Genomic DNA, 22,869 nt, shown 5'->3' with positions numbered 1-22,869 from the left:
CTATGAAATATGCCTACATCCAACACAGCGGGGGAATCTATCCTGCATTTTACGGTGGATCCTAATTATTCCGGAAAAAATCTTCCGGGGTGGTTTTTGATGAATACCTATCTGCAGCGCCACCTCGGGCAGGCGATGCGTTTTCAATCTTATGATGGTTTTGATGCCTGTCGTGCAGCGGTTCTCGCCAATCAATATGACCTGGTTTATGCAAACCCGTTCGACTGGGTACAATATGCTCAGAAATTGGATTTTGTGCCTATTGCCAAGCCTCGTAACCATTTTGATGAGGTGTATTTATGCACTTCGGTGACCACCCAGATACAAGAGATTGCTGATTTGCCGGCGCGCATCCGCGTCGCTTCAGCCCATCCCGCCACGCTGATTCATATGGTAGGGTTGTTTCTGCTGGATAAAGCGGATATTGACCGGGTCCGTCTCGAATTTGTATTCACCGGCAGCTATCAGGGCGTACTGAAAGCTATCTTGCAGGGGCGGGCCGATGTAGGTTTTTTGTTTGACGAAGTGTATGCCTCTGCGAGTGGCCTGATTCGTGATCGACTACGCATTATTGATCGTTCCAATGATGCTTTCGCTTTCCATGCCTTCTGTGTTGGACCACGCTTGTTGTCGCAGCAGGAGCGGCTTGCTCAGGTGCTCTTCCAGATGGATCAGGAAGCGGGTGGGCAGGTGCTGTTGCGGGATATCGGTTTTTCCGGCTTTGCGCCGGTGACCGGTGACGAGTTGTCTTGCCTGACCATGCTTGCCGATGAATACATCAGCGGCCACGAGGCCATCGATCTGCGTGCGACATCTTCTCTGGCTATCGATGACAGTGCCTTTGTGGCCGCTCGCGAGGACCCGGACAGCGGGACAAAGTAGCGTGTCTGTGCTTACAATGCCCGCATGAGCTACCGTGACCTGCGGGCCTTCATGGCCGATCTTGAAAAACGCGATTTATTGCGCCGATTGAGCATGCCTGTCTCGCCCGCGCTGGAGATGACGGAGATTTGTGACCGTACCCTGCGCGCCGCAGGCCCTGCCATTTTGTTCACCCAGCCTGCGGGCTATGATATGCCCGTGCTGGGCAACCTCTTTGGTACGACGGAGCGGGTGGCGCTGGGAATGGGGGGCGAATCGCTTGCTGACCTCCGGCAGATCGGTCAATTACTGGCCTATCTCAAGGAGCCTGACCCGCCCCGCGGCTTGCGCGACCTCTGGGAAAAATTACCCACCCTGCGTAAAATCCTCCACATGGCGCCGACCACTCTGAGCCGCCCGCCTTGTCAGGAAATCGTCCAGCGCGGGGGCGCGGTCGACCTCGCTGCCCTTCCGGTGCAGACCTGCTGGCCAGAAGATGCGGCCCCGCTCATGACCTGGGGCCTGACCATCACCAAGGGGCCACACAAGCGGCGGGCCAACATGGGTATCTATCGGCAACAGGTCATCGGCCGTAACCGGGTGATCATGCGCTGGCTGGCGCACCGGGGGGGCGCTCAAGACCTGCGCGAATTTCAGAAAGTACACCCCGGCGAGCCATTCCCCGTTGCCGTGGCCTATGGGGCCGATCCGGCAACCATCCTGGCTGCGGTTATCCCCATCCCCGACACTATTTCTGAGCATCAGTTCGCCGGCCTGCTGCGCGGCGGACGTACGGAACTCGCCAATGCGCTGAGTGTCCCGCTGCAGGTGCCTGCGCGTGCGGAGATTGTGCTGGAAGGGCATATTTATCCCGATGACATGGCGGTGGAGGGGCCTTTCGGAGATCACACGGGCTACTACAACGAGACCGAGCGCTTTCCGGTGTTCACCGTAGAGACCATTAGTCACCGTGAAAACCCCACCTACCACAGCACTTACACCGGTCGACCGCCCGATGAGCCCGCCATACTCGGCGCCGCGCTCAACGAAGTTTTCGTACCCTTGCTACAAAAGCAGTTTCCGGAAATTGTCGATTTTTATTTGCCACCGGAGGGTTGCTCTTACCGCCTGGCCGTCGTCAGTATCCGTAAAGGTTATCCCGGTCACGCCAAAAGAATCATGTTCGGCGTCTGGGGCTTTTTGCGGCAGTTTATGTACACCAAGTTCATCATTGTGGTGGATGAAGACATCAATGTGCGCCGTTGGGAGGACGTAATCTGGGCGATGACCACCCGGATGGATCCGGTGCGTGACATCACCCTCATTGAAAATACGCCCATAGATTATCTCGACTTCGCTTCGCCGGTTGCTGGGCTGGGCGGTAAGCTGGGTATGGACGCCACCAACAAGTTGCCTGGAGAGACGGCCAGAGAATGGGGTCGTCCCATTCATATGCCTGACGGGCTACGCAAACGGGTAGATGACCTATTGGCAACGCTGGAGCGGCCGCTATTCTAAAACACGCACTGTGGGGGTGCGGGGTTCCTAAAATATGCATATGGGGTTATTCTTAATCACTGATGATGAACAGGTCGGTACTTCGGCGGTACTCTGGACAGAGAAAAAGGGCCTAGGTGTTGTCTTAAGCCCTTGTTTTTAAGTGGAGCGGGTGATGGGAATCGAACCCACGCCATGAGCTTGGGAAGCTCAGGTTCTACCATTGAACTACACCCGCATATGGTGAATTCTATGCGGATGTACCTAAAAAGGCAAGGTGACCGCAGACACTGCGATTTCCGGTAATTATAAACAAAGTCAATAAGATACTTAATAGACCAAGAGGCATTGATTATGGATCAGTTACCAACTCGGGAAGAGGATATTGAACAGGCCTCACGCTCCCTGAAAGCTATGGCGCACCCGCTGCGTCTCAAGGTTTTATGTGTATTGGGTTCAGAAGAAATGAGTGTGCAGGATATCGTAGCCGCTGTTGGTACCACCCAGAGCAACATTTCTCAGCACCTCGCTATTTTGCGTGAAAAAGATATCCTCCGCGCCCGTAAGGACGCCAATAAGGTCTATTACCGCGTGGGTGATCCCCGTACCCTGCGTTTGATCGCCATGATGAGTGATGTCTTTTGCCACATCCGGTAAGCACTGAAGGTCGGCTTCAGACGATGCGATTCAGGGGGTATTCCCGGTAAAATAAGGCTTGAATGCCCATCTATTGTATATAATAATAATCTTATTCTTTGGCCGGTCTTGCTGTGGCTTGGCAGGGGCTGTTTCATGTAGCCGTATATGAAATCACTGTCTCAGCTACAATGAGTTCATTCATCGCTGGATGGCATGAGCGCTTTGCAAGGTCGTCCAGTTCCTCAATTTTGTGTCGCCCGCTGCGGCGAGGGAAGACATGTCCCTGCGTTCTCACAAAAAAATATACCCCGTTTTGGTCGCTCTGCTGATGGGCGTCAGTGTCTCGCTACCAGTCGCCGCTCTGGATTTTAATCAGTGCCTTGATCTCGCCCTCAAACAAAATCCGCAGATGCTCCTGGCGCATGCCCGGCAGGCAGAAGCCAAAGGCGCCGTCTCTGCGGCGCGTGGTCACCTGCTCCCCAGGCTCGTGGCCTCTTTCTCCGCCAGCCAGTCGAACAACGCCCTGACCGTTTTTGGTATGAAGCTGTCGCAACGGCAAGCGACCTTCAGTGATTTTGGTGCGAACCAATTTAACCCTGATGCGCTGGGTGTGGCACCGACGGGGCTGAACCAACCGGGGAGTTACCACAATTTTGGCACCAGGGTGCAGCTGGAGATTCCGATTTGGACTGGTGGGGCAACCTGGGGACGTTTGGATCAGGCGCGGGCCATGTTGGAGGCGGCCCAGAGTGGCGACGTCATGGCCCGCCAGAAGCTGATTTTTGCTGTTTTGCAGGCCTATGACCGTGTTATCGCCGCCAATGCCGGCATGGCGGTGGCGGATAAAGCCCGGCGGGCAGCCGCCTCTTACGTTAAGACCAGTCGCTCCCTGCTGACGCATGGGGTGCTGGTAAAAAGCGATCTGCTGTCTGCGGAAGTGTATTTGGAGAAAGCCGGAATGGCCGTCGAAAGTGCCCACAACGCCCAGGCCAATGCTCTGGACAACCTCGCCATGCTCGTGGGCTGGCCGGTAGGACAGGCCCTGACCGTGGGCGAGCCCGTCCAGCCCACACTGCCTGCGGCGCCTCTCGCCAGTCTACAGGGCGACGCACTGACCCGGAACGCTGGTATCGTCGCCCTCCGTCACAAGGTCAGGGCGGCCCAGGATGGCATTCGCGTCGCCCGTGCCGCTTATCTGCCCCACATCAACGCCATGGCCAATCAGGAATGGAATGGCAGCACTCCGGGCAACGCGGCACCGTCTTATACCATCGGTGGAGAAGTGACCTGGAATGCGCTGGACTTCGCGCGTGGGGGCGGGATGGATCGCGCTCGCGCAGAGCGCGAGCAGGCCGTGGCCGCGTTGCAGGAAGCGCAGGATAAGTTGCGTTTGCAGGTGGCGCAGGTATGGCGGAGCGCCCGGGAAGCCGCGCTGCGCGTCAAAATGCGTGCACTCGCAGTTAGACAGATGGAGGAGGCGCAACGTCTGGTGCGTCTGCGTTACGAAAATGGTATAGAGACCGTGACCGGCTTGCTGCGCGGACAGGCAGAGCTGGATCAGGCGCGTGCCGAGCTCGTCTCTGCCCATTATGCGGAGGCGGTAGAACGCGGCGCCCTGTTGCTGGCCATCGGCAAGTTGAATCCCCAAGAAATCGTCAGTGTGAGTAATATGCCCGCCGCAGAAGGAGCCCCCCAATGAACACATGGAAGCGAACCGCGTTCATCGCTGCCCTGGCATGCTCTGCGACAAGCCTTGCGGCCTGCAGCAAATCGCCTCCTGATGCGCCACAAGTGCAGCGTAAAGTCGCGGCGCCGGTCGTGCAGATGGGGAGCCGGAGCATGGCCGCCTTTGCCCACGTTCCGGGTACGGTCACTGCCCATCAGCAGGTGCAACTCAGTTCCCGTCTGAGTGGTTATATCCGTGCCATGAGCGTGCGTGATGGACAGGCCGTAAAGGCGGGACAACTGCTCTTTGAGGTTGATCCAACGAATGTGCTGGGACAGGTGCAGCAGGCCCAGGCCGGTTTGGCCGAAGCCGAATCCGCGCTTACGGACGCCCGCTCCAATTATTATCGATTCAAGGCCTTATATGCGCAGCAGGCCATTCCCGAGAAGCAGTGGGATCAGGTGAAATCCACCTATGCCATGGCTCAGGCCCGTGTCGCTGCGGCGCGGGGGGGTATCAGCACGGCGCAGTCGCAACTGCGTTATGCCCGGGTAACGGCGCCTTTCTCCGGGATTATCACGCGCAAGTTCATGCAGAATGGGGATCTTGCATCGCCTGGCCAGCCCATTCTGGCCTTGGCGGATACCTCCCGATTGGAAGTCCAGTGTAGTGTTGGCGGGACCTTGTACCGCAGTCTCCACATCGGCCAGAAAATCGCTGTCACCGCCGACGGGAAAAGCATTTCCGCAACCGTTCTGGATCTGGTCGGAGCCGCAGACGCGGTGACCCATACGCACATGGTCAAGCTCGGCTTGCCCGCAGACAGTACACTGCAGGCCGGTGATTACGTGCGCGTGGAAGTGCCGGTCACCCGGCGCCAAGCGATGGTGGTGCCAGTGGCCGCCTTGCTGGATCGGGCCGGTATTCCCGGTGTTTTCGTCGTGGATGCGCGAGGCATCGCGCGCTATCGCATGGTGCGGCCGGGGCAACGTACGCCGGAGGGCATGGAAATTCTTTCCGGTCTGAGTACGGGTGAGACGGTAGTCGTGGGTAACCTCGCCGCGGTGAATAATGGCGACCATATTGAGTCAGTCGGAATCACTCATGGTTGAACCAGGGCAGCGGCACAACTTGGCGGGGCGGCTTGCCCAGTCTTTTTACCAGTCCAAGATCACTGTGTTGATCATGGTGGCCATCGCCCTGTTCGGGGCTTTGGCCATGCTCTTCACGCCGCGCCTGTATAATCCTGAGATCGTGGTACCCGCCGCCGAAATTTTCATCATGCGCCCCGGCTCTGACAGCGAGGAGATTCACCATCTGGTGATACGTCCGTTGGAAGCCCTGATGGCATCCCTGCCTGGCGTCCATCACACTTTTGGCTATGCCGTCAACGATATGGGCGTGGTCACCGTCGAGTTTCAGGTCGGTGCCAACGAAGAGAAGAGCCTGCTCGAAGTCTACAACCAACTTAGCCGGAATATGGACAAAATGCCTCCCGGTACGGCGCAGCCGTTGGTGAAATCCATAGGCGTCAATGACGTCCCGATGATGTCGGTGACCCTGAGCTCCAGTCGGTTGACGCCTTTGGAGTTGCGTCAGGTTGGCGTGCGCTTCATGGACCAGTTGCAGAGTGTGCCGGACGTGGCGAACGCCGAGGTGATCGGCGGGAGTCCTCTGGCTATCAATGTCTGGCTAAATCCGGCGAAGCTCTCCAGTGTCGGCCTGAGTCTGAAAAATATTGAGCAGGCGCTGAAGGGGAGTAATGTCATTCTCCCCGGCGGCAATCTGGTGCATAACAACCAAGAAATTCCGCTGCGCATCAATGGGGCGCTGGGCTCGGCACGGGGGGTTGGCGATCTCATTATCGGCGATCATGACGGACAACCGATATTGCTGAAAGAGGTGGCACGAGTCGTAGCGGGCGCCGCAGAAAACAATACCGTGACCAGTGATACCGCCGGGCGTGCCAACCGGATCGGCGTACCCGCGGGTAGCATCATGCCGGCAGTCACCATCACCCTCGCCAAGCGTCCGGGGGCCAATGCGGTGACCGTGGGGGATGCGATCAAGGCAAAGCTGGGGCGCCTGGAACGGGAGGCATTACCGCAGGGGGTGCATGTTTCCATCACCCGTGATTATGGCGCGCGCTCCGATGACGCCGTCAGCACCCTCTTCGAGCATCTAGGTATCGCTGTCGGAGTGGTCGCCATCATCCTGATGATTTTCCTCGGATGGCGGGAAGCGGGCATCGTGATTCTGACAGTGCCGCTGACTCTGGGCGTCGTGCTGGGCACGGGCTGGCTGCTTGGGCAGACGATCAATCGGATTACACTTTTTGCCCTGATTCTCTCGCTGGGGCTACTGGTGGACGGGGGTATTGTCGTCATTGAAAACATCCATCGCCACCTGCATGACTGCGGTAAGGATGGTTTTGCCCGCTGTATCATCAATGCCAGCAATGAGATTGGCAATCCGACGAATATCGCGACGTTGGCGGTCATCCTCGCCTTTTTGCCCATGGCTTTCGTGACGGGAATGATGGGACCCTTCATGTTGCCCATCCCAATTTTTGTGCCTATTGCGATGGTGGCATCGGTGCTGCTCGCTTATACGGTGGTGCCGTGGGGGGCTTACCGTTTCCTGGGCGGCAAAGCGGGCAGGCAGGCGGACAGTGAGGGCGGCGTGCATGCGGCGCGGCCGGATGCCCTGCAGCGGGGATACCTCCGGGTGTTCAAGCCGCTGCTGAAATTCCCGGGGCGGCGCAACCTCTTTTTCATCGTGGTTATGGTGCTGCTCCTGCTGGCGATGCTGATGCCGATGTGGCAGTTCATCCGCCCCCAAGGTATGAATGGACCCCTCAGTGCGCTTGGCGTCAATCTGAAGATGCTTCCAGAAGGCAATGTCAGCGACTTCATGATTCAGGTGGACACCCCTGCAGGGACCGCCCTGGATGAAACCGGGCGGGTTACCGAAGCGGTGAGCAATGTGCTCAGCCAGAATCGCTATATCGAAAACTTCCAGACCTATCTGGGGCGTTCGGCGCCGGTGGATTTCGCGGGTCTGGTGCGTGGTGACCTGATGCGCCAAGGCAGCAATTACGCGCAGATTCAGGTCAACCTGGTGCCGCGGGATGAGCGGCCCATGTCCCACACCGTTTCCGTGGAAGTCTATAAGGCACTGCGATCGGTCCGGGAACGTTTCCCGGGTAGTGTCATCAAGATGTTCGAGGTGCCGCCGGGGCCGCCGGTACGGGCTCAGGTGGTGGCCGAGATCTACGGGCCGGACTATAACAAACTGCGTCAGGTGGCGGGTACGGTCGAACAGGATTTCCGCAAAGACTATGACATGGTCAATGTGGATGACTCGGTGACGGCTACAGTGCCTGAGTATCTGCTGCATGTGGATCAGCAGAAGGCGATGCTCGCCGATGTCGCGCCGGCGCAGGTGGCTGCTCTGGTGCATGACTATGTGGCCGGTACCAGGCTGGCTGCCCTGCATGTGAAAAATGCCCGCGAGCCGGTGGATATCATGCTTCGCGTGCCTCCAGCGGATCGTGCCTGGCGCCAACAGATCCTCGATTTGCAGGTGCAGAGCCGGAGCGGACAGCAGGTGCCCCTGGCGAGTATCGTGCAGATCGAGCGGACGACGCTGGCCAAGCCGATTTACGATCGTGATCAACATCCCGTGGTGTATGTGACTGGAGATCTCATGGGCTCCAGCCCGGTATATGCGGTGTTGTCGCTGAATCACTGGCTGGATGGCAAAACCATCGACGGTGTGCCTCTCAGCACGGGTAATCTAGGCTTTTCGCCAGCGCAGCCTGATGATGTCACCCATTACCAGATTCTTTGGGGCGGTGATATGCGCCTGACCCTCGATGTATTCCGCGATCTCGGCGCTGCTTTTATTATTGCTCTGGTATTTATCTATCTGATGCTGGTGGCCTATTACCAGTCTTTCGTGATGCCGGTGATTGTCATGGGCGCTATCCCCATGACGTTGATCGGGGTTTTTCCTGGGCACTGGCTATTGAATACGCCGTTTAACGCCACTTCCATGATCGGGGTTATTGCGCTGGCGGGCGTCGTGGTGCGCAATTCCCTGTTACTGATTGACTTCATTATTGATTACCGGCGCCAAGGCTACCCACTGGAAGAGGCGGTGTTGCAGGCCGGTGCGGTGCGTTTCCGTCCCATTTTGCTGACCGCATTGGCCATCATGTTTGGCTCTGCCATCATGGTAACCGATCCGGTTTTTGGCGGGTTGGCTGTTTCCTTGATTTTTGGCACTTTCGCCTCCACACTGCTGACATTGATCGTGATTCCATTGCTCTATTTCCTCTGGGAACGGCGCTTGGAAAAACAGACACCAAGGAGTTTGATTGCAGATGAATACTGAACGTTGGGTACGCGTGATTGCCGGCTTTTTTGTGCTGGCAAGTGTGATGTTGGGCGCTCCGGTCAGCCCGATATTTGTGAGTGAGTGGTTCTTGGCATTTACCCTTTTTGTGGGTTTCAACCTGCTGCAAAGTGGCTTCACCTCTATTTGCCCGCTGGATCGCATCCTGCTGAAGCTTGGGGTGCCGGGTTCCGGAGGCTGCGGACGCTAAGCCATGGAACATAAAATTCTTTTCTTTATAGAGTCCCAATGGCCGCTGTTGATTGGTGCTGTGGCGCTGATCGTCATGATTTTCAAGGGACCGTTGACACGGAAGGTGGCGGGTATTCAGGAAGTGGATCCGGTCGCTGCGGTGCAGTTAATCAACCATGAAGATGCCGTAATCATTGATGTGCGCGAGCAGAATGAGTGGTCGCGGGGACATCTGCCCGGTGCCCGGCACATTCCGCTGGGTGATTTGCCCAAGTATATGCAGGACCTGGAGAAGCACCGCGGCCATCACGTTATCTGCCAGTGTGCGAGTGGTATGCGTTCGGCGCGTGCCGCAGCCAGCCTGAAAAAGGCTGGTTTTGACAAAATTTATAGCCTGAAAGGTGGAATCAGCGCCTGGCAGAGTGCCGGATTGCCAGTAGAGAAGTGATTATGAAGGGGGCGGCGGTGCGGATGTACGCGACTGGCGTTTGCCCTTATTGTCACAGGGCCGAAGCGCTTTTGCGCAGTAAAGGCGTCATCCCCGAGATTATTCGGGTGGACCGGGATCCTGCGCAACGCCAGACCATGCAAAAGCTCGCTCACGGTCGGCATACCGTCCCGCAGATATTTATCAACGGTCAGCATGTGGGTGGTTATGATGACATCGCCGCCCTGGATCGCCGCGGGGTCCTGGACTCCTTGCTGCAGGAAGAGGGTTGGGAGCGTAGATAGTACGGTTCAATGTAAAATCGGGGGAACATATGACATCCGTTATATTGCTTTGTCCTGCTTGCGGCGCCGTCAATCGGGTGCCCAAAGAACGTCTGGGGGAAAACCCCAGGTGTGGCAAATGCCACGCACTGATTTTTCCAGATCACCCCGTTAATCTCAGCAGTAGTCGTTTTTCCGAATATGTTCAGAAAAACGAATTACCGGTGCTGGTCGATTTCTGGGCCCCCTGGTGCGGGCCTTGCCGAACGATGGCGCCGCAGTTTGAACAGGCCAGTCGGGCGATGCGTGGGCGCGTGCTCTTTGCCAAGGTGAATACTGAAGATGAACAGCAAATTGGTGGCCGCTTTCAGATTCGTTCCATTCCTACCATGGTGCTTTTTAAGGCAGGGAAAGAACTGGCACGGGTTAGTGGCGCTATGGGTGCGGCAGAACTTCAGCGCTGGCTGGCGGGGCAGGGTATCTGAGATTATTGTCGGGTGCCCCAATATTCCTAAATTAAGTAGATAGTAGGGGGGGGCGGTGGTCAGGAAATTCAGTGAGAGCTCCACGCGGCGGCAGTTCCTGCGACAAGCGGCGCTGGGTGGAGTCTTGCTGTATGGCTGGAATGTGGCCGCCGCCGGGCGACTCTGCGCGCTACGGGTAGGCAGCCACCAACAGGGCGTGCGTTTGGTATTTGATCTGAATCAGCGTTTGACCGCTGCGCCGGTGATTCGCAGCGTGGGTGAAGTGCTGCATATTGAATTGCCGGGGATAGAACACGGGCTTGGCCGTCCCGGGGTGCCGACGCTGGGTCCCCTGCAAGGCGGTGCGGAGATGAATAAAAGCGCCACCGGGTTGGTGCTGCGTTTGCCTTTACGGGAAGCGGTGCGCTGGCGTAGTTTCTCTTTGGGCCCTGGTAGGGGTGCGTCATACCGCCTGGTGCTGGACTTGATGCCTGTCGCCGGAACTGCGGTGAAATCCCCTCGTGCGCATCCCGTGGGCAGGGCCGGCCGGCCCATTGTGGTCTGTCTCGATCCCGGTCATGGTGGCCATGATTCGGGCGCCATCGGCGCCAAAGGGACCCGCGAAAAAGATGTGGTGTTGGATGTCGGTTTGTCGCTGGCCCGACTGATCCGCAGCACCCCCGGAATGCGTCTGGTCATGACCCGTAATACGGATCGCTATGTGCCGCTCATGGCGCGCATGCATTTAGGCTTTGCGCAGCGTGCCGATCTCTTCGTCTCTATCCATGCCGATGCCTTTCCGGAACGTGCGGTGCGTGGCTCGACGGTATGGACGTTATCAGAAACAGGAGCGAGTAATGCGGCGGCACGCTGGCTGGCCAAAACGCAGAACGCCGTCGATCCTCTTCTTGGCGACATCCAGTCGGGTGTTCATGATCCCATGCTCAATGCAGTGCTTATCAATATGACCCAGACGGCTGCGATGAATTCGGCGGTAGCCGCAGCGGATGTCATGATTCGTGGATTGGCCGCAGTGGAGGATTTGCACAATGCCACCGTGCAACACGCCAATTTCGTGGTGCTGCGTGCCCCGAATGTGCCTTCCATGCTGGTGGAGACCGCTTTTATTTCTAATCCTGAAGAGGAACAACGCTTGCGCGATCCGGATTTCCGTCGGCTACTCGCGCGCACCATGCATGATGCCATTGTTGCCCATTTTGTGAAGGCGCCACCTGCGGATAGCGCCTGGTCGGTGACCCGGCATGTGTTGAGTAAAAAGGAAAATCTGGCGGATGTGGCGCACCATTACGGACTGAGTGTAGAGGCCTTGCGTCTGGCCAATAATCTGCCACGCGGAGAGGGGCAGCCCGGAGAACCTCTCCGCGTTCCCATTACGGGGGCTTGAGTCACCATGGCGAGCGTTTGGGCGCTTATGTTATAACTGCTTGAGCGAATAGAGCGGAACGGTGATGAAACAAGATCTAGATGGCATGGTGCGGAATCAAACCCGCGTCGAGGAATGGATTAACGGCCTGCTGCATGGCGCTGGCGCAGTCGGCGCACTGTTGGTTTTCATGCTATGGATGGTTGGCGCGGGTCTCCACAGCACCCGTCTTGCGGTAGCCAGTATCAGTATATTTGTGGTCACCATTGTGATGCTGTACGGGGCTTCGACCATTTATCATATTCTGCCATCGGGGCGACTCAAAAAGGTCTTTCAGTTGGTGGACCGTTCCGCTATCTATCTTCTCATTGCAGGAACTTACACCCCGGTGACGCTGATGGTGCTCCATGACCCGTGGGGCTGGCTTCTGCTGGCACTGGAGTGGGGTCTGGCAGCGCTGGGCATTACCCTGCTGGCCGTGGGTGGGGCGCGTGCTCAATCGGTTTCTCTCTGGCTGTATCTCGTCATGGGCTGGCTGGCGATCCTTGCCGCAGTGCCGCTCTATAATTCTGCACCTGGCTGGTTTTTATGGTGGCTGGCTGGAGGCGGGCTGGCTTATACCGTGGGTGTCCTCTTTTTCCTGCTGGATCGCTGGAAATATTTTCACTCCATCTGGCACATTTTTGTCATCGCGGGTACCGCACTGCAATTCTGGGCGATTCTGCAGTACGCCGGCTGATTGTGCACCTGCTTATTCTTGCTTTTCTGACCAAAGTGCATATAATCGGCCCGCTTGCTCCCATCGTCTAGTGGTCTAGGACACTGGCCTCTCACGTCGGTAACAGGGGTTCGAACCCCCTTGGGAGCACCACTTTTTCTCTCTGATCGCCCCATTTTGAATGCGCTGAAAGCTGTCTATGCCAGTAGCGTGGCGGTGTGGGTGATTCTTGCCTTGCCAAGCCCGCCGTTGGGCAAGTACCATCCCTAGCAGAAAAGGCATGGGTTAAAGCGGGAGCTGGATCATGTTTCATGGCAGTATGGTAGCTTTGGTGACGCCCATGCGGGCGGACGGCGTGGTAGATGACACTGCGCTCCGCGATCTGGTGGAGTGGCATATCGCCGAAGGGACGCACGCATTGGTCGCCGTCGGTACCACGGGAGAATCCGCCACCCTGGAAATGAGGGAACATGTGGCGGTGATTCGGACCGTCGTGGAGCAGGTCAAAGGGCGCATCCCGGTGATCGCCGGGACCGGAGCCAATGCGACCTATGAGGCCATAGAGCTCACCCGTGCGGCCATGGAAGTCAAAGCTGATGCGGCCCTGCTGGTTTCCCCTTATTACAATAAGCCTACCCAGGAAGGCCTGTTCCAGCACTATTCGGCGATCGCCGAGCAATGCCACTTTCCCATGATTCTCTACAATGTCCCTGGTCGCACCGCTGGGGATATTTTACCAGAGACAGTAGCGCGTCTGGCGCCGCGTGCCGATATCATCGGCATCAAAGAAGCGAGCGGTAAAGTCGAGCGGGTTGCTGAAATTCTGGCTTTGTGTGGGGATCAGGTGCAGGTGTACAGCGGCGATGATGGTGCCGCCCTGGCCGCCCTGGCATTGGGTGCGCGTGGCGTGATCTCGGTCACCGCCAACGTGGCGCCCCGGCTGATGGCGCGGATGTGTGATCTGGCTCTGGCCGGTGACTTTATTGGTGCCCGCGCGGTCAACGCGCAACTGGTGGGGTTACACCGGGATCTCTTTCTGGAGTCCAACCCCATCCCGGTCAAATGGGCACTGCACGAGATGGGCCGCATGGGAGCGGCGCTACGTCTGCCCCTAACCCCTTTTTCGTCTGTTCATCATGAGCGTCTGCGCGAAAGTTTGCGTCGGGCGCAGTGTATCTAAATTATTCTCGCGCCTGGTCGCGTTTAGTGGAGTCTTGCATGCGCCGTTACGTAGCTCTTGCCGTGGTTGCCAGTCTGGGTTTGGGGGGGTGTTCCTACATCCCCTTCTTCAAGTCTAATAGTGGCCCGAAATACCAGGATTCCAAGGTGATGGAACCCCTGAAGGTTCCACCGGATCTGCTGGCGCAGGCGCCGCAACCGGGAGTTACCATACCGGGGGGGGCGGTAACTTCCAGAGATCTGTCGAAGGATACCGGCTCTGGTGGTTACGGGCTGTTTCAGCCCCACGCGGCGGCCGGGCAGCAGCCAGTCGAAGAAAACATGCTGCCGGGTGTGAGCGCACAAATTCTGGGTGCCGGCGCGGATTTGCGTTTGAGCACAACCGCGAAGCCGGCACAGATTTGGGCTGCCTTGAAAGCGACACTGGCAGCAGATGAGACTACGGTGGCGAAATTCTCTCCGCAACAGGACGAACTGGTCACCAACTGGCGGGATTTCCGCAGCGGTCTGGCCTTTGTACTGGGGAACACCGTGGCACCTACCCATCGGGAGAAATACACCTTTCATCTGAATGCGGGGGAAAATGGATCCGAAATCTTGACGATACAGCAGGATCGCGTCTGGAATAACCCTACCGGTGGCAGTGTGGAATGGACGAAAGTACCCGCCGATGCCAGGCACAACCGGCAGATTATGGAAGCGCTGCGAAAGCGCCTGAGCCAGGAATCACCCCTCGCGGAAATGCCGGACATTAAGGTTACCCGTTACCAGGATGATCGTGGCCCTTATCTGGTGTTGAATGTGGTTCCCGCCAAGGCACAGCCGGCGGTACAAATGGTTTTGCAGAATCTGGGTTATCCCGTGCAAAGTGCGGGCATGGGGGTATGGGATGTTCAAGTGCAGGAAGGTGGTGCACAGGCAGATCGGAAACAGGGTTTCATCGGCGGCATCTTCCAGCGGACCTGGGACAACATCAAGGCTATCTGGAGCAGTCCGGAAAAGCGGAAACCCATCTCGGTGCGGGTGAAGCTGTTGCGCATGAAAAACAACGAGGGCAGCGTACTGGAGACGACGCCGGGCGTTGGCAAGGATGCCGCCACATGGTCCGCAGAGATTCTCGACAAGCTGCAGTCGGGTCTGTCTCCCAAGAATGGAGACAAGGCATGATCGAGCGCTATACGCGCCCGGAAATGGGTGCCTTATGGACGCAGGATGCCAAATATCAGGCCTGGCTCGATGTGGAGCTGGCAGTTTGCCGGGCGCTGGCGGTACGGGGGCAGATTCCCGCCGACGCCTTGGCCCAGATCGAGGCGAAAGCGGCTTTTGATAGCGCCCGTATTGCGGAAATTGAGCTGGAAGTCAAACACGACGTCATCGCCTTTCTGACGTCGGTGGCCGAGCATGTGGGGCCGTCCAGCCGCTTCATCCATCTGGGCCTGACCTCTTCGGATGTGGTGGATACGGGGTTTGCGCTGCAATTGAAGCGTTCCGGGGTGCTGCTGCTGGAAGGGATGGACCGCTTGTACCGGGCCTTGGTGAAGTTGGCCTGGAAGCATAAGGATACGCTGATGATTGGCCGCTCCCATGGCATTCACGCGGAGCCCATCACTTTTGGTCTGAAGGTGGCGGTCTGGTGTGCCGAGGCGCAGCGCAATCGGCAACGTCTGGTCAGTGCCATTGCCGCGGTGTCGGCGGGCATGTTGTCGGGGGCTGTGGGCACTTTCGCCAACATCGATCCCGGTGTCGAAGACGCGGTCTGTGCGGAGCTGGGGCTGACCCCGGAACTGGCCAGTACGCAAGTCATTTCCCGGGATCGTCATGCCGAATTTTTTGGCGCCTTGGCGGTGATTGCCGGATCTATTGAAAAGATTGCCGTGGAAATTCGCCATTTGCAGCGCACCGAGGTGTTGGAGGCGGAGGAGCCATTTAGCGCCGGGCAGAAGGGCAGTTCCGCCATGCCCCACAAGCGCAATCCCATCCTCTCCGAGAATCTGACCGGTCTTGCCCGTCTGCTGCGCGGTTATGCGGGCATGGCGCTGGAGGACATCGCCCTCTGGCATGAGCGCGATATCTCCCACTCCAGTGTGGAGCGGGTGATTGGCCCCGACGCCTGCATTGTCATGGATTTCATGTTCCACCGGGCGAGCGGCCTGCTGGAACGGCTGGTGGTCTATCCGCAGCGGATGCTGGAAAACCTGCATAAAATGCACGGCCTGATTTTCTCGCAGCGAGTGCTGCTGGCGCTCACCGAGAAGGGCATGCTGCGCGAAGATGCCTATCGGGTGGTGCAGCGCAGCGCGATGCAGGTCTGGGAGGCGAATGCGGATTTTAAGTCGCTTCTGGCGGCAGACCCGCAGATTCGGCCTTATCTGAATGCGCAGGAATTGACGGAATTGTTTGATCTTGCCTATCACACCCGCAACATTGATGCCATTTTCGCCCGTGTTTTTCCGGAAGGGCAACCCCGATGAGCGAACGCAGCGCCCTTTACGAGGGCAAGGCCAAGATCGTCTATGCCAGCGAATCACCCGATGAACTGGTTCTGCATTTCAAGGACGACACTTCGGCCTTTGACGGCGAAAAGGTCGAGCAGCTTGCTCATAAAGGCGAGATAAACAACGCGTTCAATACCTTCATCATGGAGTATTTGCAGGGTGAGGGTGTGCCGACCCATTTTATCCGTCGCCTCAATGCGCGGGAAAGCCTGGTGCGCCGTTTGGAGATGATCCCGGTGGAGTGTGTGGTACGGAATCGGGCGGCGGGATCCTTGTCCAAGCGCCTGGCTATCGAGGAGGGCCGGATTCTGGAGCCGCCGACGCTGGAATTTTTCCTGAAGAACGATGCGCTGCATGATCCGATGATTAACACCTCCCATATTCGCACTTTCGGCTGGGCAACGACAGAAGAAGTGGAAGCGATGCGCCGCTGGACCATGCGGGTCAATATATTGCTGTCCGCACTATTTGCAAAGGCGAATCTGATTCTGGTGGACTTTAAGCTGGAGTTCGGGCGTTTTGACGGGGAGCTTTATCTCGGCGATGAATTCAGCCCCGATGGTTGCCGACTCTGGGACGCCCGGAGTCTGGAAAAAATGGATAAAGATCGCTTTCGTCGCAATCTGGGCGGGGTGGTGGAAGCGTATATAGAAGTCGCGCGCCGCCTGGGCGTGCCGCTCCCAGCGGTATCATAAAGTCAGTGTCTTTCCAGCGGGATAGCCTGCGGGCTCGTCCTGCCGCTTTTCTTGAATGAGGGATCATCCCATGCTGCTGCTTCGCGGTCCTGCGGCACTGTCCGCTTTTCGTGTGCAACACTTGCTACGCATCCTCGTTGCCGGGGGGGTTCCCGTCCAGAGCGCAGTCGCTCAATACGTCCATCTGGTTGATCTCGGCGCACCCCTGACGTCGGCAGAAATGGGGGTGCTGGCGGCTTTGCTGCATTACGGGGAATCTGCTGAAGGAGATGCAGAGGACGCAGTGGAAGTCTGTGTGGTGCCCCGTCTCGGGACCATCTCACCATGGTCCAGCAAAGCGACGGATATTGCCGGACACTGTGGATTGGGTGCGGTGCGGCGTATCGAACGAGGCGTTTCATATCGCGTGCAGAAAATTGGCGATGCGGCTTTCAGCGCGGCAGAGTTACAGGCGATGAGCCGGCTTCTGCACGATCCCATGACCGAGTCGGTGTTGCCGGACTGGGCGGCGGCAGAGGCACTTTTTGCCCATCCGGAACCCGCGTCACTGATCCGCATTCCCTTGCACAAAGAGGGGCGGGCCGCTTTGCGCGCGGCCAATGCCAGCTTGGGTCTCGCGCTCGCTCCGGCGGAACTGGATTATCTTTTTGATTATTTTTCCGGTTTGGGACGCGATCCCAGTGATGCCGAGTTGATGATGTTTGCGCAGGCCAATTCCGAACACTGTCGGCACAAGGTATTCAATGCGGCCTTCCGGCTGGATGGCCAGGATCAAGCCCTCAGCCTTTTCGCCATGATTCGCGAAACTCACCGCCTGCATCCGCAGGGTACCCTTTCCGCCTATAAGGACAACGCCGCGGTCATGGCGGGCGGCGCGCTGAGCCAGCCTTTCGCGGTGGGCGCGTCGGGAGAATATGCCGTGGCGGAAGAGCGCACCGCCATCCTGATGAAAGTCGAAACCCACAACCACCCGACGGCCATTTCGCCCTTTCCCGGAGCCGCCACGGGGAGCGGCGGCGAGATCCGCGACGAGGGCGCCACTGGGCGGGGCGGCAAGCCCAAGGCGGGTTTGACCGGCTTCTCGGTGTCACATCTGCGGATTCCCGGCTATATCCAGTCATGGGAGTCGAACCCTTACGGAAAGCCGACGCGTATCCGCTCGGCGCTGGACATCATGCGCGAAGGCCCCCTGGGTGCTGCGGCCTTCAACAACGAATTCGGCCGCCCGGCCATCGCCGGTTATTTCCGGGTCTTCGAATGTGATCAGGGTGGGCTGCACCGCGGCTACCACAAACCCATCATGCTGGCCGGCGGTCTGGGGCAGATTCGCCCCCTGCTGGTGGAGAAGAAGCCTCTGCCGGAAGGCGCCAAGGTACTGGTTATCGGCGGTCCGGCCATGCTCATCGGTCTGGGTGGCGGCGCCGCTTCCAGCGTGGCCAGCGGGGCAGGGGATGAGCAACTGGATTTTGCCTCGGTGCAGCGCGGCAATCCGGAAATGCAGCGCCGGGCTCAGGAAGTGATCGAGCGTTGTATTGCTCTGGGAGAGGATTCACCTATTTTGTCCATCCATGATGTCGGGGCGGGCGGGCTCTCCAACGCCGTTCCCGAGTTGTTGCACGATGGTGGTCGTGGCGGCCATCTGCAACTGCGAGCGGTGCCCAATGAAGAACAGGCCATGTCGCCCATGCAGATCTGGAGTAATGAGGCGCAGGAGCGTTACGTGCTGGCCGTGGCGGCGGCAGATCTGCCGCGCTTCACGGAGATCTGCGCCCGCGAGCGCTGCCCCTGGGCGGTCCTGGGAGAGGCCACGGTGGAGGATGCCCTGATTCTGGAGGATTCCCTGCTCCATGACCGGCCGGTGGATATGGCTCTCAGCGCCTTGCTGGGTTGCCCGCCGCGCATGGAACGGGATAGTCGGCATGTGCAGCCCGATTTGCGGCCGCTGGACCTGTCTGGCGCCGATTTGCGTGCTGCCGCCTATGCCGTTTTGCGCCATCCCTCGGTAGCCAGCAAGGAATTCCTGATCACCATCGGCGACCGCAGTGTCGGCGGCCTGATTCACCGCGACCAGATGGTGGGGCCGTGGCAGGTGCCGGTGGCCGATTGCGGTGTTACGGCAGCGGACTTCTGGAATACCCACGGCGAGGCCATGGCCATCGGCGAGCGCGCCCCGGTGGCGGTGTTGAATCCCGCAGCCAGCGCCCGATTGGCCATTGCCGAAGCCCTCACCAACCTGTTTGCCGCCGATGTGGCCGCGCTGGGAGATATCAAGCTCTCGGCCAACTGGATGGCGGCGGCAGATCATCCTGGAGAAGACGCGGCGCTCTATGACGCGGTACGTGCCGCGGCACTGGAACTCTGTCCGGCGCTGGACCTTGCCATCCCGGTGGGCAAAGATTCCCTGTCCATGCGCACTATCTGGCAGGAGGAGGGCGTGGAAAAGGCCGTCGTGTCGCCCCTGTCGGTGATCATCTCGGCCTTCGCGCCTGTGGCGGATTTGCGGAAGAGCTGGACCCCTCAGTGGTCTGCTCAACCTGATACGGATCTCTGGCTGGTGGACTTGGGGTGTGGCCGGCTCGGCGCTTCCATTCTGGCCCAGACTTTGGGGCAGATGGGCGACAGCGCACCCGATCTGGATGCTCCGGGGTTGTTGCGCGGCCTGTTCACCGCATTGCAGGCTTTGCGCATGCGGGAACTGGTGCTGGCCTACCATGACCGCTCCGACGGTGGCCTCTGGGCGACCCTCTGCGAAATGTCTTTCGCCAGCCGTTGCGGAGCAGACATTCAACTGCCTTCGGGGGCGGATAGCTGGTCCTTCCTTTTCGCCGAGGAACCAGGAGTGGTTATTCAGACCTCGGCCGCCCAGCGCGCGCAAATAATGCGGATTTTTGCCGATGCCGGTCTCGCTGAACGGGCTCAGGTCATTGGTCAGGTAAAGACTGACCACTGGCGTTTGTCCGTGGAACAGGATGGCCAATCCGTCCTGAACGAAGCTGCCGCCGATCTGCTGCGCACCTGGGCGGAGACCAGTAACCGGATGCAGGCCTTGCGCGATGATCCGCTGTGCGCTCAAGAGGCCTTTGCTGTGGTGGCCGCAGAGGAAACGCCACTGTTCTCCCGTCTGACCTTCACCCCGCAGATGCCGATGATGCAGACCGGGGCCAGGCCCCGCGTGGCGATCCTCCGGGAGCAGGGTGTAAACGGCCAGATCGAGATGGCGGCGGCTTTCCATCGTGCCGGTTTTGCCGCCGTGGACGTGCATATGAGCGACCTTGCGGCTGGTCGTCACCGCTTGGGAGACTTCCAGGCGATGGCCGCTTGCGGCGGCTTCTCCTACGGAGACGTGCTGGGCGCCGGTGCGGGCTGGGCCAAATCGATCCTTTTCCATGATCGTCTGCGGGATGATTTTACCGCCTTCTTTGCCGATACTTCGCGCCTGGCCCTGGGCGTTTGCAATGGCTGTCAGATGTTGGCGGAGCTGCGCGACATTATCCCCGGCGCGGCGCACTGGCCGCGCTTCGCGCGCAACCGCTCGGAGCAGTTCGAAGCGCGGCTGGCCATGGTCGAGGTCGTGGATTCGCCGTCGCTGTTGTTCGCGGGTATGGCGGGCACTTACGCGCCCATCGTTATCGCCCACGGCGAGGGGCGGGCGCATTTCGCCGTGGATCAGCCTGGCTCAGGGCCTGTTACCATGCGTTTTGTGGATGCCCAGGAACAGCCTGCAGTGCAGTATCCAGCCAATCCCAACGGCTCCCCGCAAGGCGTTACCGGCCTCTGCAATGAGGACGGCCGGGTGTCTATCCTCATGCCGCACCCGGAGCGGGTCGTGCGCAGTTTACAGATGAGCTGGCGGCCACCGGAGTGGGGTGAGGCTACACCATGGATGCAGATTTTTGTGAACGCACGGAAGGCGTTGGGGTAATGTTTGGAGCAAAATAAGATATTAATAAAAAAGGCCCGGGCTATAAGCCCGGGCCTTTTTTATCTGGTGGAGCGGAGGAGGATCGAACTCCCGACCTTCGCATTGCGAACGCGACGCTCTCCCAGCTGAGCTACCGCCCCATTGCCGCGTAGGATAAAGGCAACTCCCCCGTAATGCAATGGGCGGCACAGGGTGCTGGAAATGCGGAGCCTTCTTACGCCCGGCCCACCACCACGACATCGCTGCCGAAGGGAAAAATCTCCGGCTTGAGGCTGGCCTCGCTAAGGGCTGCGGCAATTTCCTCCGGATGCAGGAAATGGTTGCCCTGCACATGTTCGGTCAGATTCTGAAAGGCCATGCCGCGGAGCGGCGGCTCGCGCAGCACGCGGTGGTCGTCGGGCCAGGCCGGTTCCCAGATGACGATGGCGCCTTCGGGTTTCAGGCTGGCGTGCAGTCGTTGAAAAATCTCACCACGGTTTTCCCAGACATGATGCAGGGCGCGATTCATGGCGATGAGGTCAGCGGGCTCTGGCAGGGAAAACTGATGAATATCGCCTTCATCAAAATGCAGGCGATCCGCAACACCCTCGCTTTGGGCTTTTTCCGTAGCCTGGCGGATGTTTTCGGCGAAACCATCCAGCCCCAGACCGCGCAGATGTCCGCAGCGTGCGGCGAGTGCCCGCAAATACCAGCCATTGCCGCAGCCCAGGTCCACCGCCAGCCCGCCGCGTGCATCGACTTCGGCAAAGATGGGGACGGCCGGGCAGATTTTCTCCTCGAACGTCTTGCGAAAATTGTTCTCCAGCATCAGCCCGAACCAGGGCAGAATGGTTTCGCGTTCGGCCAGCACCTGTTCACCGGGACGTTCACCCGTGCGCATGAGACCCGCCGCCCGCTCCGCCATATGTGCAGAAAGCACGGCACCCACCGCTACGCCCACACGGCTGTTTTCGGCTTCCGGACGCATGCTGTCGCCATCCTCGCTCAGCCGCCATTGTTCATTGTCGGTCAGTTCCAGCCAGCCAAAGGCATAGGCGGCGTCACACCAGCGCAGCACGTAGCCGGTATCCATCCCGGCGGCAGACGCCAGTGTGGGGGTGTCCGCATTGCCCAGGGTATGCAGGGCGCTAAAAAGTCCGTTGACGACGCCAATGAAAGCGATGTTCAGGGATAACGCACCCTGAGCCTGCTGCCGAAGTTCATCCATGTTGCGTAAAGCCATGTCACACTCCCACGTTCAGAGAAGATATTTTAGACCGACCACCGCGAGTACCGCGAGGGTCCCCATGAGAAAAGCCCTTTGATTGATGCGCATGTGCAAGTGATTGCCTGCCCACAAGCCGAGCAACACTGGTGGAATCAGCAGGAGAAAACCCACCGTCAGTTGCCAGGTCAACAGGGCCAGCGCGATGTACATAAAGGCCCGCAGGATATTGTCAGTGAGGGCAATGCCTTGAAACGTGGCGCGAAAGGCGCGTTTGTCGAGATGCCGCATTTGCAGGTAAGCGACAATGGGTGGACCCCCGCCGCCATACAGGCTGCCTACCACGCCACCGAAAATGCCCAGCGGCATTCCCCAGGGCAAGGCGACCCGTGGTAGTCGCTCCGGCTTCGTGGCCAGCGCGTAGACCACGTAGGCGAGAATGAACACGCCGAGAAAGCGAGTCAGATTCTGGGCATTGGTATCCGCGAGAATAAAGGAGCCGATGGCCAAGCCGATCACACTGCCGGGAATCAGCCAGCGTAACTCCGGCCAACGCATTTCCCGAAAGTCATAGGCGCCCAGCAGCACGGAACCGAGCAGATCCAGCAGCAGTACCACGGGTACCACTTCTTTGATGGGGAAAATAAGCGTCAGTAAAGCCACCGAAATTAATCCAGAGCCAAAGCCAATCACCGCGCGGACATAAAAGGCGGCCAGAACGATTCCTCCGGCGATGGCCCAGAGCAGCGGGTTTTGGATCAGGGTGGCGTAGGAAAGGGAAGCCTGCGTTATCATACCGACCAGTCTATATGGTTTGTGGATGACCTTCCATATAGGGCTGGTG

19 protein-coding genes and 3 tRNA genes are annotated in these 22,869 nt (G+C 58.7%); 18 read left to right on the top strand and 4 right to left on the bottom strand.

What is annotated here, in order from left to right; genetic code table 11:
* Positions 1-9 precede the first annotated feature (9 nt).
* Positions 10-882 carry a phosphate/phosphite/phosphonate ABC transporter substrate-binding protein gene (locus PJU76_RS09710; RefSeq protein ID WP_271779362.1) on the top strand — a complete coding sequence of 291 codons (873 nt, stop codon included), beginning with the start codon at positions 10-12 and terminating at the stop codon, positions 880-882.
* Positions 883-906: 24 nt separating this feature from the next.
* Positions 907-2,379, top strand: coding sequence for a 4-hydroxy-3-polyprenylbenzoate decarboxylase (gene ubiD / locus PJU76_RS09705; protein ID WP_271779361.1), 1,473 nt, complete (start codon positions 907-909; stop codon positions 2,377-2,379).
* A gap of 143 nt (positions 2,380-2,522) precedes the next feature.
* Here ubiD and PJU76_RS09700 read toward each other — a convergent pair.
* Positions 2,523-2,596 (bottom strand) — tRNA-Gly (locus PJU76_RS09700).
* A 116-nt stretch (positions 2,597-2,712) separates the two neighbouring features.
* Between PJU76_RS09700 and PJU76_RS09695 the strand changes: the two genes are divergently transcribed.
* The 16 genes from PJU76_RS09695 to purL all read left to right on the top strand — a co-directional run bounded on the left by PJU76_RS09695 (position 2,713) and on the right by purL (position 20,821).
* Complete coding sequence (locus PJU76_RS09695; RefSeq protein WP_014029765.1) at positions 2,713-3,015, top strand: ArsR/SmtB family transcription factor; 303 nt, start codon at positions 2,713-2,715, stop codon at positions 3,013-3,015.
* A 259-nt stretch (positions 3,016-3,274) separates the two neighbouring features.
* A complete protein-coding gene (locus PJU76_RS09690) occupies positions 3,275-4,696 on the top strand; it encodes a TolC family protein (RefSeq protein ID WP_271779360.1) in 1,422 nt (473 codons plus the stop codon).
* Positions 4,693-5,775 (top strand): efflux RND transporter periplasmic adaptor subunit, encoded by a 1,083-nt coding sequence (locus PJU76_RS09685; RefSeq protein ID WP_271779359.1) that lies wholly within the window; start codon positions 4,693-4,695, stop codon positions 5,773-5,775. The genes PJU76_RS09690 and PJU76_RS09685 overlap by 4 nt, the downstream gene beginning before the upstream one ends.
* Positions 5,735-9,061: an efflux RND transporter permease subunit gene (locus PJU76_RS09680; protein WP_271779358.1), complete on the top strand. Its 3,327-nt coding sequence runs from the start codon at positions 5,735-5,737 to the stop codon at positions 9,059-9,061. Before PJU76_RS09685 ends, PJU76_RS09680 begins: the two co-directional genes overlap by 41 nt.
* On the top strand, positions 9,051-9,272 hold the full coding sequence (locus tag PJU76_RS09675; protein ID WP_064219727.1) for a YgaP family membrane protein: 222 nt from the start codon (positions 9,051-9,053) through the stop codon (positions 9,270-9,272). Before PJU76_RS09680 ends, PJU76_RS09675 begins: the two co-directional genes overlap by 11 nt.
* A 3-nt stretch (positions 9,273-9,275) precedes the next feature.
* Positions 9,276-9,701, top strand: coding sequence for a rhodanese-like domain-containing protein (locus PJU76_RS09670; protein WP_064219726.1), 426 nt, complete (start codon positions 9,276-9,278; stop codon positions 9,699-9,701).
* A 2-nt stretch (positions 9,702-9,703) separates the two neighbouring features.
* Positions 9,704-9,985, top strand: coding sequence for a glutaredoxin 3 (gene grxC / locus PJU76_RS09665; RefSeq protein WP_271779357.1), 282 nt, complete (start codon positions 9,704-9,706; stop codon positions 9,983-9,985).
* Positions 9,986-10,014: 29 nt separating this feature from the next.
* Positions 10,015-10,449 carry a thioredoxin TrxC gene (trxC, locus tag PJU76_RS09660; protein ID WP_271779356.1) on the top strand — a complete coding sequence of 145 codons (435 nt, stop codon included), beginning with the start codon at positions 10,015-10,017 and terminating at the stop codon, positions 10,447-10,449.
* Positions 10,450-10,504: 55 nt separating this feature from the next.
* Complete coding sequence (locus PJU76_RS09655) at positions 10,505-11,833, top strand: N-acetylmuramoyl-L-alanine amidase family protein (protein WP_271779355.1); 1,329 nt, start codon at positions 10,505-10,507, stop codon at positions 11,831-11,833.
* A 64-nt stretch (positions 11,834-11,897) separates the two neighbouring features.
* Positions 11,898-12,551: a PAQR family membrane homeostasis protein TrhA gene (trhA, locus tag PJU76_RS09650; protein WP_271779354.1), complete on the top strand. Its 654-nt coding sequence runs from the start codon at positions 11,898-11,900 to the stop codon at positions 12,549-12,551.
* Between the two features lie 56 nt (positions 12,552-12,607).
* Positions 12,608-12,683: transfer RNA gene (locus tag PJU76_RS09645), tRNA-Glu, on the top strand.
* 151 nt (positions 12,684-12,834) lie between these two features.
* Positions 12,835-13,710: a 4-hydroxy-tetrahydrodipicolinate synthase gene (dapA, locus tag PJU76_RS09640; protein ID WP_271779353.1), complete on the top strand. Its 876-nt coding sequence runs from the start codon at positions 12,835-12,837 to the stop codon at positions 13,708-13,710.
* Positions 13,711-13,748: 38 nt separating this feature from the next.
* Complete coding sequence (locus PJU76_RS09635) at positions 13,749-14,876, top strand: hypothetical protein (protein ID WP_271779352.1); 1,128 nt, start codon at positions 13,749-13,751, stop codon at positions 14,874-14,876.
* Positions 14,873-16,180: an adenylosuccinate lyase gene (gene purB / locus PJU76_RS09630; RefSeq protein ID WP_271779351.1), complete on the top strand. Its 1,308-nt coding sequence runs from the start codon at positions 14,873-14,875 to the stop codon at positions 16,178-16,180. The genes PJU76_RS09635 and purB overlap by 4 nt, the downstream gene beginning before the upstream one ends.
* On the top strand, positions 16,177-16,899 hold the full coding sequence (purC, locus tag PJU76_RS09625; RefSeq protein ID WP_271779350.1) for a phosphoribosylaminoimidazolesuccinocarboxamide synthase: 723 nt from the start codon (positions 16,177-16,179) through the stop codon (positions 16,897-16,899). The genes purB and purC overlap by 4 nt, the downstream gene beginning before the upstream one ends.
* A 70-nt stretch (positions 16,900-16,969) precedes the next feature.
* Positions 16,970-20,821, top strand: a complete 3,852-nt coding sequence (purL, locus tag PJU76_RS09620) for a phosphoribosylformylglycinamidine synthase (protein WP_271779349.1) — start codon at positions 16,970-16,972, stop codon at positions 20,819-20,821.
* 64 nt (positions 20,822-20,885) lie between these two features.
* On the opposite strand, the gene PJU76_RS09615 is transcribed toward purL, so the two are convergent.
* The 3 genes from PJU76_RS09615 to PJU76_RS09605 form a co-directional block, all read right to left on the bottom strand.
* Positions 20,886-20,961, bottom strand: a tRNA-Ala gene (locus PJU76_RS09615).
* 74 nt (positions 20,962-21,035) lie between these two features.
* Positions 21,036-22,043: a class I SAM-dependent methyltransferase gene (locus tag PJU76_RS09610; RefSeq protein ID WP_271779348.1), complete on the bottom strand. Its 1,008-nt coding sequence runs from the start codon at positions 22,041-22,043 to the stop codon at positions 21,036-21,038.
* 15 nt (positions 22,044-22,058) lie between these two features.
* On the bottom strand, positions 22,059-22,820 hold the full coding sequence (locus PJU76_RS09605; RefSeq protein ID WP_271779347.1) for a sulfite exporter TauE/SafE family protein: 762 nt from the start codon (positions 22,818-22,820) through the stop codon (positions 22,059-22,061).
* Positions 22,821-22,869 lie beyond the last annotated feature (49 nt).

The sequence above is a fragment of the Acidithiobacillus ferriphilus genome, from assembly GCF_028215975.1.
In the GTDB taxonomy this organism is placed as follows: domain Bacteria; phylum Pseudomonadota; class Gammaproteobacteria; order Acidithiobacillales; family Acidithiobacillaceae; genus Acidithiobacillus; species Acidithiobacillus ferriphilus.
This window is presented reverse-complemented; position numbering and strand designations above follow the sequence as displayed.

Excerpts from the sequence above, each read along its gene's own strand:
- PJU76_RS09680 (WP_271779358.1), top strand. The coding sequence starts at position 5,735 with ATGGCGACCATATTGAGTCAGTCGGAATCACTCATGGTTGAACCAGGG.
- PJU76_RS09635 (WP_271779352.1), top strand. The coding sequence starts at position 13,749 with ATGCGCCGTTACGTAGCTCTTGCCGTGGTTGCCAGTCTGGGTTTGGGG.
- PJU76_RS09675 (WP_064219727.1), top strand. The coding sequence starts at position 9,051 with ATGAATACTGAACGTTGGGTACGCGTGATTGCCGGCTTTTTTGTGCTG.
- ubiD (WP_271779361.1), top strand. The coding sequence starts at position 907 with ATGAGCTACCGTGACCTGCGGGCCTTCATGGCCGATCTTGAAAAACGC.
- PJU76_RS09695 (WP_014029765.1), top strand. The coding sequence starts at position 2,713 with ATGGATCAGTTACCAACTCGGGAAGAGGATATTGAACAGGCCTCACGC.
- PJU76_RS09685 (WP_271779359.1), top strand. The coding sequence starts at position 4,693 with ATGAACACATGGAAGCGAACCGCGTTCATCGCTGCCCTGGCATGCTCT.
- PJU76_RS09605 (WP_271779347.1), bottom strand. The coding sequence starts at position 22,820 with ATGATAACGCAGGCTTCCCTTTCCTACGCCACCCTGATCCAAAACCCG.
- purL (WP_271779349.1), top strand. The coding sequence starts at position 16,970 with ATGCTGCTGCTTCGCGGTCCTGCGGCACTGTCCGCTTTTCGTGTGCAA.
- dapA (WP_271779353.1), top strand. The coding sequence starts at position 12,835 with ATGTTTCATGGCAGTATGGTAGCTTTGGTGACGCCCATGCGGGCGGAC.
- purC (WP_271779350.1), top strand. The coding sequence starts at position 16,177 with ATGAGCGAACGCAGCGCCCTTTACGAGGGCAAGGCCAAGATCGTCTAT.
- PJU76_RS09610 (WP_271779348.1), bottom strand. The coding sequence starts at position 22,043 with ATGGCTTTACGCAACATGGATGAACTTCGGCAGCAGGCTCAGGGTGCG.
- PJU76_RS09670 (WP_064219726.1), top strand. The coding sequence starts at position 9,276 with ATGGAACATAAAATTCTTTTCTTTATAGAGTCCCAATGGCCGCTGTTG.
- PJU76_RS09690 (WP_271779360.1), top strand. The coding sequence starts at position 3,275 with ATGTCCCTGCGTTCTCACAAAAAAATATACCCCGTTTTGGTCGCTCTG.
- trxC (WP_271779356.1), top strand. The coding sequence starts at position 10,015 with ATGACATCCGTTATATTGCTTTGTCCTGCTTGCGGCGCCGTCAATCGG.
- grxC (WP_271779357.1), top strand. The coding sequence starts at position 9,704 with ATGAAGGGGGCGGCGGTGCGGATGTACGCGACTGGCGTTTGCCCTTAT.
- PJU76_RS09710 (WP_271779362.1), top strand. The coding sequence starts at position 10 with ATGCCTACATCCAACACAGCGGGGGAATCTATCCTGCATTTTACGGTG.
- purB (WP_271779351.1), top strand. The coding sequence starts at position 14,873 with ATGATCGAGCGCTATACGCGCCCGGAAATGGGTGCCTTATGGACGCAG.
- trhA (WP_271779354.1), top strand. The coding sequence starts at position 11,898 with ATGAAACAAGATCTAGATGGCATGGTGCGGAATCAAACCCGCGTCGAG.